This window comes from Chitinophaga sp. (genome assembly GCF_036569125.1).
Taxonomy (GTDB): Bacteria; Bacteroidota; Bacteroidia; order Chitinophagales; family Chitinophagaceae; genus Chitinophaga.
In genome coordinates this window covers 1-10428 of the sequence record NZ_DATCRF010000001.1, presented here as the reverse complement: position 1 = coordinate 10428, position 10428 = coordinate 1, and the positions used below count along the sequence as shown (strand labels likewise).

Genomic DNA, 10428 nt, shown 5'->3' with positions numbered 1-10428 from the left:
TGATTATTAATTCTTAATTATTCATTAATAATAGTAGGCCGGCCTGAAAGTAATTTCAGGCCGGCTTTTTTTATGGGATTATTTTGTTGTCTGTTTTGTCTTCTTCCAATACATACTCATAAGGATCGATGGATATGGCGTGTGGTTTGCGTTTTACCGTAAGCGTTAGTATGGTGGTGTTTTTGTTAAAGTGATGGTTTTGCACGGTAAGCTGTTGCCCGTTGAAGAGGCCAATGTCAAAATTATCATTGGGCGGCAATGGGGCGCCATTGTTTGTTTTATTAATGGTTACGCGAAGCTGCAACGTATAGCCCCCGCCTGGTAAGGGTTTGCAGGAGATCATTTTCAGCTGTAATGCATATACGATCACTTTTTGCAGGTTATCTTCAATCACCTGCCGCTGTGCTGCAGTGGCGCCCTGCTGTAATTCGCTGATAAGATCTGCCGGCGTGGCCCTGGGCCCGGGCCAGGCATGCTTGTTCAACAAACGCTGCAGGGCTGTATTAAACGCCGCTTCATCCAGGGCCTGGCGAATGGCATACAAGGCCAGTCCGCCTTTCTGGTAATACACAAAAGGCTGATCTGCTGTGCGGGCCAGCGGCAGCTCCGGTTTGCCGGTATTACGCATGCCAAAATACAGGTTGTTATCTGCACGCAGGTAGGCGCGCAAATGCTCCCGGCCAAAATGCTTTTCCAGCACCACGGTCTCCGTATATTTTGCAAGTGATTCTGTAAGCAGCGCAGCACCGGGGCCATTTGCCGGGCTTAGTTTATTAGCCCACCACTGGTGCGATGTTTCATGTACGGTTATGGCATAGGCCTGGTTCACCAGCGCAGTATCCTGGTAGCTGGCAAGGAAATTAATACGCTCTGCGCTGAATATTACGCCAGGGTAGGCGGTGGCAGCACCGCGGTACTGCGGTATTTCAGCCAGTGTAAGCTGCGGCAGGGTATAGGGGCCAAAGTGCTGGTTACAATAATCCAGCGCATCTTTCATGGCCTGCAGCATGGCCGCAATATTCTGCTCATGGCCCCTGGTATAACAAATGCGCAGCTGTACGCCTTTATACTTTTCTTCCTTAACAGCATATTGTGCAGCGCTTAGCGCAAACATAAAATTCACGGGCGCGGTGGTTTTGTAATGAAAGTAGCGTCGCTGCGCGTTTACCCAGGAGTGCTGCAAGGCGCCGGTAGTGACTACATATTGATCTGCAGGCGCAGAAATGGTGGTTTCCAGGTTAATGAGATGATAGGCCGTATCTGCTACTGAGGCAGTTTGCTGCGCCGGCAGGCCCTGGCGCTGCCGTTCATATGTGTCTGTTATTTCAAACCCGGGATTGTAGCCCAGGAAGGGTACAAATTTTTCCAGCTCAATATAAGTGCCGTTGCTTACCACGCTGTGCTCACTGTTAAAAGTGGTGAACCCGGAGCGGTTGGTCTGCAGGGAAAATAACAGGGGCAGGGTGTCGCCTGGTAATAAAGGTGTTCTCAGCTCAAACCAGTATTGATTAAAGGCTGCATCAGTTTTTTGCTGCAGCGCGCCGGGTATGGTGATCTGAATGTTGCTTACACTGGCATCTACCCCCACCCATATTTTTGAAATAGCGATCCGGGAGGTGTTTTGCAAACGATAGCTGCCGCTAACCGTATAGAAACCCGCTGCAGGATACAGGGCCACCGTGGTTCTTACCGACGTAATAACCGGCTGCGGCAGATGGGTAAGCGGTTTATACTGCTGCTCATATGCCGCCTGCCAGCGCAGCTGCGTATTACTGCTCATGTAATGGCCGCGTATATTGGCCTGGTAAAAAATGTACATCCCGCAGCTAATCCATACTGTTATACTAACGGCCAGCCCTATACGTGCTTTTACCGGCCATTGCGTAAATAAAGCACGCCGGCGTTGCTTTGCCGTTAAGGGTTGGCCTCCCTGCCATATACGCAGGGCCGGCAGGGTAAGCATGATTGCAAAGGCGCACCAGTACAGCATATACCAGTTAAAGGCATTCGTGTAATGCCCGTACCCGTTCATGTGGGCATATGACAGGTCCGGTACGGTAGCATAACGTAACAGGTAATGTGTTATACCCAAACGCCGGCCGAATACGACCAGCGCTATTACAAACAGGTTTAGCAGCATACCCAGGTATTTATTGGGCGTTATGGTTTGAATAACCAGGATGAGTACCGCAAACAGCAATAAGGGCAGGCCGCTGTAGTAATACAGGGATGTATATACCAGCCATTCGGGCTGGTGATAATCATGGGCCAGCTGCAGCCCCAGGCCTATGCCTATATTCACGGTAATAAGGATGGCCGCCAGGAGGGCCAGTGTTGCGCATTTCGCGGCCCATATCACTGCATTGCGCGCCGGTGTGCTATATACCAGCAGCTGCATGTTAGCGGCCTTTTCACGGGCCAGCAGCTCTGCTGCATAAAATATCAGCAGCAGCAGGGCCGGGCGTACGGTACGCATAGCCTCTGCCAGGTAACCGGTAACGGGATAAAAATGAATACCGTAAGGGCCTGTTAAACTATCCTTTAATTCCACCGTGTACAGGAAGATCCATAACAGCAGCATGGCCATAAAAGGAATGTGCTTACACACAAACCATACTTCCTGTTTAAGCTGGGAATAAAATACAGAGAGGTTATAGGTAATGCCCTGCGTATGTACGGCTACGTTATAATAAGGTTTGATTATTATTTGCTGCCGTGTTGTTGCAGCCGCTTTTTTAACAGTACCTGCAATAAGGCGGAAAGCAAAAAAGCGGTAGCCCAGCGCTAACAGTACCAGCGCAAAACCCGTCCATAATAAACGGTTCAGTAAAAAAATGCCGTGTAAAGGAAAGAGCCGTGTGTTGCGCTGTACATTGTTCCAGCTGCGGGTTTCGCCAAAAAAGGCTGAGAGCCCGAAAGGGTCCGTTAAAACGGAGAGCGCATCCGGCCCGCCGGGTTTTAATACCGATGCAGCCATCATAGGCGAGTTGCCTGCTATAGCTGCTACCAGGTACAGAATGTATAACAACAGCCCTGCTACATAAATAGCCCTTGCGCTGCGGGTTAGTATTGCCGTGCAAAAAAGCAGGCTGCTGCTGAATAATACATTTGGCAGGCCAAAGATCAGTAAAGGCTGGCAAAAGCTGAACAGATGAAAAGCACCTGGTTCCCCGGCAGCGCCAATGGCAATGCCCAGCGCTGCGCAGCATAACATAACAAAGGTTACAGCCAGCAGTCCCAGGAAACGGACTATAAAATAGTGCCTGCGTTTCAGGGATGTAGCAAATAATACAGCCTCCATCCGGTAAGCGGTATCCCGCAGCACCACGTTAGCACAAAACAGGGTGGCCGCAAAGATGCAGCACAGGGAAAGCAGGCCCACCGTAACCGTGATCACATAAGGCGAATTTTTATGCACCTCTTCACCGCCAAAGCTGCCAAAAGTGAAAAGCACGCCCAGCGCAAAGAACAGCACTGCCGCTATTTTAAAGGAAAGCTGGCGGGCATGGTATAACAGCTCAAATTTTAATAAAGCGCTTAACATATCACCTCCTCCTTTAATGCAGAAAAGTAAACGGCTTCCAAACCGGGATAAAAAGGCTCAAAGCCGCTATCGGGGCATTGCGCAGCCAGCACATATACCTGGATCTGTCCGCCGGTCCTTCGGGTGGAGATCACCTGCAGGGCGGACTGGTAACTTTGCAGCGCAGCGCTGCTTACTGTTTTGCGCCATACCTTTCCTTCCAGCGCAGCTGTTAAAGCAGCTGGTTTGCCCTGTATAAGTACCCGCCCGCCAGCAAGTACCGCCATTTCCGGGCACAGGTCGTGCACATCTTCAACAATGTGCGTGGATAACAGCACTACCACCTGTTCGCCAATTTCACTCAGCAGGTCGTGGAAGCGGTTGCGCTCCTGCGGGTCCAGGCCGGCCGTAGGCTCATCTGCAATGATCAGCTGCGGGCTGCCCAGTAAAGCCTGCGCAATGCCAAAGCGCTGGCGCATGCCGCCGGAAAAGGTGCTTACGGCCTGGTTGCGCACATGATACAAATTGGTTTGCTGCAGCAGGGCCAATACCTGTTCCTGCCGTTCTTTTTTATGCAGCAGACCTTTCAGCACTGCCAGATGATCCAGCAATGCCAGCGCAGATATTTTCGGGTATACGCCAAAATCCTGCGGTAAATAACCCAGGCGGCTGCGCAGGGTTTGCGGCTGCTGGTGAATGTTATGCCCGTCAAAAAATACCTGACCGCTATCAGGCAGCTGCAGGGTGGCCAGGGTGCGCATGAGGGTGGATTTGCCGGCGCCGTTGGGCCCCAGCAGGCCAAACAGGCCGTTGGAAATATTCAGGGATACATTGTTCAGCGCTTTTACACCATTGCCATAACTTTTGGTGAGCTGCCGGATCTGTAGTCGGTACATGGGGATGTTGTTTTAGTGAACAGGCGGCAAATTAGGCGCGCTGCAGGCGCTGTTCAACAATAAGTGACGGCTGACAGGAGATGGCTGACAAACGCCCTGTATGGCCCTGTTTACGCGCAAAAACACCTACATCATGAAAACCGGTACGTTCGTCATTAAAATTTGTGCAGGTGTTATATTCGCTGTTCTTTTACCCCGCTTATATGTTACGGATTAAAAATATTTTTTCACAGCATGCGGATGCCTGGCTGTTCGCGGGCCTGTTACCCTGGCTGCTGATCTTACGGAAACCTGAGCCTGACTGGCAAGCGTATGGCGCTCAGCTGCTGCTGCTGTTCTTACTGCTGTTGCCGGTGCTGGTGTTCGGCTGGTACCGGCAGCGCTGGTTACAGCAATTTTCACGCAAGGGATATATTATCTGCTGGCTGGTTTGTTTTTGTGGGGCCTTACCATTAACTACCCTGATACTTTTTCGCCTGCAGCCCCCCGGGCTGGAAGGTTTTTACCCGGTAAGCTGCGCGATGGCTGCGCTGATCTTAGAGCTGATCTTAATAACCAATGCCAGCTACCGGCTGCAGGTGCAGCGTATTCCGCTGCTGCAAAAGATAAGCCTGGAAAACGCGGTGCTGATCACCCTTGTGCTTATTTCACTTACACTGGCGGTAATGGGTGTATCCAGCCTGCATGATCCGCGGTATCATACCCCCGAGCAGCTGCTGATAGGTTTTGAGTTCAGCATTATAAAGATCGTACGGTACTTTGGCACGTTCCTGTCGTTCTTTATACAGTTCCTGCTTATGTACCTGTGCGGGTACTTTTTCTTTTACATTAACAGCCGTTTCCTGGTATTGCGGGTACTAAAGGAAAAGGGCGTGCTATGGTATATCCTGGCCGCTTTTGCAACGGTAGCGGTATGCTATCCGCTCATCGCGCAGCTGTTAATATCCCTGCCTGTTAATCATTTGCTGGGCGCCATTTTCCCGGATAATCCCTTTAAGCTGGAAAATGCTTTTGCAGCGCTGGGCATCCTGTTATTCAGCCTGCCGGTGATACTGGCGGTGCAATGGACGCGGCAGAACAGCCGCATTTTGCAGCTGGAAAAAGAAAAGGCAGGTACGGAGCTGTACCTGCTGAAACAGCAGCTTAACCCGCATTTCTTTTTTAACACGCTCAATAACCTGTATGCGCTTAGCCTGCAGCAATCCCCCCAAACGCCGGAAAGCATTCTGCAGCTCTCTGACCTGATGCGTTACGTGATCTATAAAGGGCAGCAGCCGCTGGTAGAGATCGGGGAGGAAGTAAAGTACCTGGAGGATTATATACAGCTGCAGCAGATCCGGCTTAAGAAAACACTGGACCTTCGTTTTACACAAAACATTACCGACCCTGCCCTGCAGATACCGCCTATGCTGCTGATCGTATTTATTGAGAATGCTTTTAAGCATGGTATTGAGCCTGCAGAAGAAAATGCCTTCCTGCACATTCACCTGGAATGTAAAGCACAGCAGCTGTATTTCAGCTGTGAAAATTCCTTTGAGGGGCAGGCGCCTGCTGCGCCCGGCATTGGGCTTAGCAACCTGCAAAAGCGGCTGGCGCTGCTGTATCCCGGCAGCCACCTGCTGCATACAGGGGCAAAAAATCATACTTTTAAAGCCGAATTGCAACTGAACCGCTTATGAGCATGCGCTGCCTTATAGTTGATGATGAGCCCCTGGCCCATGAGGTGATCCTGAAATACATGGAGGATATTCCTTTCCTGGAAAACAGCGGGCAGTGTTACCGCCCTGCAGAAGCGCTTGAATTTCTGAGCAAACATACAATAGACCTTATTTTCCTGGACATACGCATGCCCAGGCTCAATGGCCTGGACCTGTTAAGAACGCTGCAGCAGCGGCCTTTGGTGATCATTACCTCGGCTTACGAAGAGCATGCGCTGGAAAGCTTTGAGCTGGAAGTATGCGATTACCTGTTAAAGCCTTTCCGCTTTGACCGGTTTTTAAAAGCCGTTAACCGCGCGCTGGCCATGCATACGTTAAAAATAAAGGCCGGCGATGCCGCACCGGCAGCGCCTGTGAGCAAAGCGCCTGCGCAGATCTACATTAAATCGGATAAAAAGCTGGTATTGCTGGACCTGGATGCGGTGTACTACCTGGAAAGCCTGGGTAATTATGTGAAGGTATGGGAGGCCGATAAATTCCTGTTAACTCCGCGTACGCTCAGCAGCTTTGAGGAGCAGCTGCCGGCCGATGCTTTTGTACGCATCCACAAATCATACATCCTGAACAAAAAGTATGTGCATTATATTGAAGGCAATACCATAAGCCTGAAGAATAAGAAGCAGCTGCCGCTGGGCAAAAATTATAAGCACCTGGTAAAGGAGCTGCTGAATAAATAAGAAAAGCCCTCCGCGGCATAGCGGAGGGCCTTTTAGTGAGATCCTATCCTTGGATTATTAGCCTTTCTTAGCTTCTTCTTTCACTTTCTTTACGTGATGATGAGCAGCTTTCTTGGTGGTGTCGCTGGCCATTTTAGCTTCTTTAGGATGTTTAGTTTTTGCATCCTGTGCAAAAGATACTGCGCTAACGCTCAGAAATAATACAGCGGCTGCGATCAGGCTTTTCGTGATTTTCATGATGTTTGTCGTTTTAAAAATTGATTAAGTAATAATGCGTTTTTTAGAATTGCTATGCTAAAATTAGGGCAAGTATCTACGGGTTTTGGTCCGGTTTCGGTGAACAGGGAATAAGTGTCGTTGAAAGGGGGGAAAGGGGCGTTTTTGAATTACGAATTATTCAATTACGAATTACGAATTGGGTAGTGCGAGGGGTTAATTTCAATTAGTTGTGTGGTTTTTTGATTAGTGGCAGATGATGGGGGAATGTGATCATTCGCTGCATTCAATTCGTAATTGAATAATTCGTAATTACAAAAGTATTTCCAGCGCTTCTTCCACTGCCTGCAGGCATACCTGTTTCAGTGATTCAAACTGTGCGGCGGTTTGTGTGGGATCGTAATGTTCATCACTTAGCTGCTCCATGGGATCCAGGAAAGTATACAGGGGGTGTTCCAGGCCAATGAAGGCAACGGTGGTCTTAATGTTGTGGGCAATACTGCGTATGGCCGGTATATCCCCGGCGGTAATGGCGGCTTTCAGCAGTGACAGGTCTTCCGGCAGCTGTGCAATGAACTGTTGCAGCATAGTGCGTTCAAATGCCTTATCGCCCTTGGAAAGATCCTGCAGGTATTGCAGACTTATTAAATGGGTTGGCAGCTCTTTATGGTTATGCACGGGTGTATGATTCACCAGCCATTCCGGCGGGCCGGTTTTGCCGGTAAACACCTGTATAATACGGTACAGCTCTTCTTCACGTATGGGTTTGGCTACATATTCATTCATGCCGTAGCTCAGGCATTTTTCCCGTTCGCCGGCCATGGCATGGGCGGTCATGGCTACAATGGGAATATTGGAGCGCAGCTCCTGCCGTATTTTACGGGCGGCAGTATAGCCGTCCATTTCAGGCATCTGTATATCCATCAGCACCAGGTCAAAATGTTGTTTTTCCAGGGCCTGTAATACTTCTATACCATTATTCACCACGTGAAAATGCAGGTGCCAGTTATGCAGCAAATGCCGCAGCAGGTCCTGGTTCATGCGGTTATCTTCCGCTATCAGCAGGTGAGCATCTGTGTAAGGCGTTTGCCCGTTACCGTTGTAGAGCTCTGCGCCGGATTCCGGCATTACTTCACCCAGGGTGTAGGGCAGCTCTATGGTAAAGGTGCTGCCTTTGCCCGGCTGGCTTTCTACGTTTGCTTTTCCGTGCTGCAGCTCCACCAGCTGTTTTACAATGGCCAGTCCCAGGCCGGTGCCGCCGTATTTGCGGGTGGTATTGGCTTCTGCCTGGTTAAAGCGGTCAAAAATATAGGGGAGCTTATCGGGGGCAATACCAATGCCGGTATCTTTCACGGTAAAGAGTATACGAACATTACTATCGTGCTGCTGCGCCAGGCTTACCCGGATGGTAACGGAGCCCTCATTGGTGAACTTAATGGCGTTGTTGGTAAGGTTCACCAGCACCTGTGTAAGCCGCAATACATCGCCGTACAGGATGTCCGGGATGTTATCTTCTATTATCACTATGAGGCTTAAATGCTTTTCCACGGCTTTGGGCAGGAACATGGTTTGCAGGGCGTGCAGGCTGCCCCGCAGGCTGAATGCAACAGGTTCCAGCCGCATCATGCCGGCTTCTATTTTGGAAATATCCAGTATGTCGTTGATAATGTCCAGCAGGTTTTCGCCGGCGCTTTGAATGGCCGATACGTATTCTTTGGATTTATCGTTCAGCGACTGGCCCTGCAGCAGGCGTGTAAAGCCCAGCACCGCATTCATGGGAGTGCGGATCTCGTGGCTCATGTTGGCCAGGAACTGCTCTTTAATAGCGGAGAGCTTGCGTTCTTTTTGCTGTGACTGATCCAGGGCATCTATCAATTGCTCCTGCTGATGGATGCGGCTGATGATATATAAAAAGCCCAGCAGGCTGGCTATACAGGCGCAGCATACCAGGATGGTGCCCCAGCTCTGGGCTTTTTGCCCGCTGGTATCTATGATATGCACGGTGCGGTTCACTACGGTTTGCCGGGTACTGTCCAGCAGGTGGATAATGGTGTTGATGGCTTCTCCCAGGCGTTTGCCCTTTTCGTTGTTGATCACCTTTTCCGCTGCCTTTTTACCCGTTCCGTAAAAGGTATCCAGCACCTGCACGTTAAAGTTGTTCTTTTCATCCACCAGGTAGTTCAGCTGGGTTAGCAGCTTTTCGGTGCTGTCGTCCAGCATCATTTTATTGATGGTGTTCAGGTCGGATTTAATGATGGCTATTTCCGCTTCAATGCCGGTTACATGCAGGGTATCCTGGGAAATAACCGTGCCTCTAACCTTGCTGTCGGTTTTGGCCATATTGGTTTGCAGCTTCTGCAGCTCATTTTTTACCCTGAGCTCCTGCAGCAGCTGTTCATTGCCGGATATAAGTTTGCGGATGTTCTTGGAAGAGTTGAACTGCAGTATGATGAAGAGGATCATACCTGTGATGAACAGGCCCAGTAAATAGTATTTGATCCGTTTTGACTGCATGAGTAGCTTGTATCTATCGTTTAAGGCCCTTCTAAATTACGATTTTAGTAGTACTGGTGGTCAGCAATGCTCTAAAGGGAAAAATCTGGTCCCGCGTGATACAGCCGGACCAGAACAATTCCGTTTAACGTTGTAGTGGTACGTTAAACCTGTGCTTACCTCAACGGGCCTTATTTGGCTTTAGGAGCAGCAGCTGTTTTGGCTTTTGATTTTGCAGTATGATGATGTTTCTTGTGGCTTTTGTGCGCTTTTTTAGTTGTGGTGGCAGCTTCTTTCTGAGCGGCCTGTTTAACGGTAACGGGTGTACCGGCAAAAGCGGATGCACCTACAAATAACATAGCGGCTGCCATTAATATTCCTAACTTTTTCATTGTTTTGTTTTTTTGTGTTGATCAATTGTTTAACGACCCAAAGATACGGCTGTGTAAAAGGTGATATGCGCACAAATTGTTCAACAGGCAGCAGCTATCGGTGGAAAAGGGAAAAGTGTCGTTTAATGTGCAGATGTCAAATATGCAGATGTGCAGATGAATGCACGCGAAGATCTGCCTTAACCCATCTGCACATTTGCATATCTGCATATCTGCACATCAGAGAAGGTTTAACCTGCTGTTCAGCGGGCTTCTGTATGCATCTGCAATGGGAATAGCGTTGTTACAGATATTAATAGTGCCGTCTTCTATGGCTTCGATCTTATCCAATGCCACAATATAGGAGCGGTGCACCCGCATAAAACGGGCGGTGGGTAATTTTTCTTCCACGGCTTTCAGCGTGGTATGAATGGCATGGAATTTTTGCGTGGTGTGCAGCTTCACATAATCGCCCATGGCTTCCAGGAAAAGGATATCATCCATTTTAATGCGCTTCAGCACGCCGTTATCGCG

8 protein-coding genes are annotated in these 10428 nt (G+C 49.5%); 2 read left to right on the top strand and 6 right to left on the bottom strand.

Features of this window, described 5'->3' with window-relative positions:
• Window positions 1-70: 70 nt before the first annotated feature.
• On the bottom strand, window positions 71-3544 hold the full coding sequence (locus tag VIM87_RS00040; protein WP_331994981.1) for an ABC transporter permease/M1 family aminopeptidase: 3474 nt from the start codon (window positions 3542-3544) through the stop codon (window positions 71-73).
• Window positions 3538-4419 carry an ABC transporter ATP-binding protein gene (locus VIM87_RS00035; protein ID WP_331994980.1) on the bottom strand — a complete coding sequence of 294 codons (882 nt, stop codon included), beginning with the start codon at window positions 4417-4419 and terminating at the stop codon, window positions 3538-3540. The genes VIM87_RS00040 and VIM87_RS00035 overlap by 7 nt, the downstream gene beginning before the upstream one ends.
• Window positions 4420-4622: 203 nt before the next feature.
• On the opposite strand from VIM87_RS00035, the gene VIM87_RS00030 reads away from it, so the two are divergent.
• Complete coding sequence (locus tag VIM87_RS00030; RefSeq protein ID WP_331994979.1) at window positions 4623-6098, top strand: sensor histidine kinase; 1476 nt, start codon at window positions 4623-4625, stop codon at window positions 6096-6098.
• A complete protein-coding gene (locus tag VIM87_RS00025) occupies window positions 6095-6814 on the top strand; it encodes a LytTR family DNA-binding domain-containing protein (RefSeq protein WP_331994978.1) in 720 nt (239 codons plus the stop codon). Before VIM87_RS00030 ends, VIM87_RS00025 begins: the two co-directional genes overlap by 4 nt.
• A gap of 57 nt (window positions 6815-6871) precedes the next feature.
• On the opposite strand, the gene VIM87_RS00020 is transcribed toward VIM87_RS00025, so the two are convergent.
• The 4 genes from VIM87_RS00020 to VIM87_RS00005 all read right to left on the bottom strand — a co-directional run.
• Window positions 6872-7051: a hypothetical protein gene (locus tag VIM87_RS00020; protein WP_089911048.1), complete on the bottom strand. Its 180-nt coding sequence runs from the start codon at window positions 7049-7051 to the stop codon at window positions 6872-6874.
• Window positions 7052-7342: 291 nt separating this feature from the next.
• Entirely contained in the window at window positions 7343-9544 is a 2202-nt protein-coding gene (locus VIM87_RS00015; RefSeq protein ID WP_331994977.1) for a hybrid sensor histidine kinase/response regulator, read from the bottom strand.
• Window positions 9545-9714: 170 nt separating this feature from the next.
• On the bottom strand, window positions 9715-9915 hold the full coding sequence (locus tag VIM87_RS00010; RefSeq protein WP_331994976.1) for a hypothetical protein: 201 nt from the start codon (window positions 9913-9915) through the stop codon (window positions 9715-9717).
• 219 nt (window positions 9916-10134) lie between these two features.
• On the bottom strand, window positions 10135-10428 hold a 294-nt coding region (locus VIM87_RS00005), incomplete at its 5' end, for a LytTR family DNA-binding domain-containing protein (RefSeq protein ID WP_331994975.1).

What these genes read in the sequence shown, in the direction of transcription:
- VIM87_RS00025 (WP_331994978.1), top strand. Translation starts at nt 6,095, where the DNA reads ATGAGCATGCGCTGCCTTATAGTTGATGATGAGCCCCTGGCCCATGAG.
- VIM87_RS00020 (WP_089911048.1), bottom strand. Translation starts at nt 7,051, where the DNA reads ATGAAAATCACGAAAAGCCTGATCGCAGCCGCTGTATTATTTCTGAGC.
- VIM87_RS00040 (WP_331994981.1), bottom strand. Translation starts at nt 3,544, where the DNA reads ATGTTAAGCGCTTTATTAAAATTTGAGCTGTTATACCATGCCCGCCAG.
- VIM87_RS00035 (WP_331994980.1), bottom strand. Translation starts at nt 4,419, where the DNA reads ATGTACCGACTACAGATCCGGCAGCTCACCAAAAGTTATGGCAATGGT.
- VIM87_RS00030 (WP_331994979.1), top strand. Translation starts at nt 4,623, where the DNA reads ATGTTACGGATTAAAAATATTTTTTCACAGCATGCGGATGCCTGGCTG.
- VIM87_RS00010 (WP_331994976.1), bottom strand. Translation starts at nt 9,915, where the DNA reads ATGAAAAAGTTAGGAATATTAATGGCAGCCGCTATGTTATTTGTAGGT.
- VIM87_RS00015 (WP_331994977.1), bottom strand. Translation starts at nt 9,544, where the DNA reads ATGCAGTCAAAACGGATCAAATACTATTTACTGGGCCTGTTCATCACA.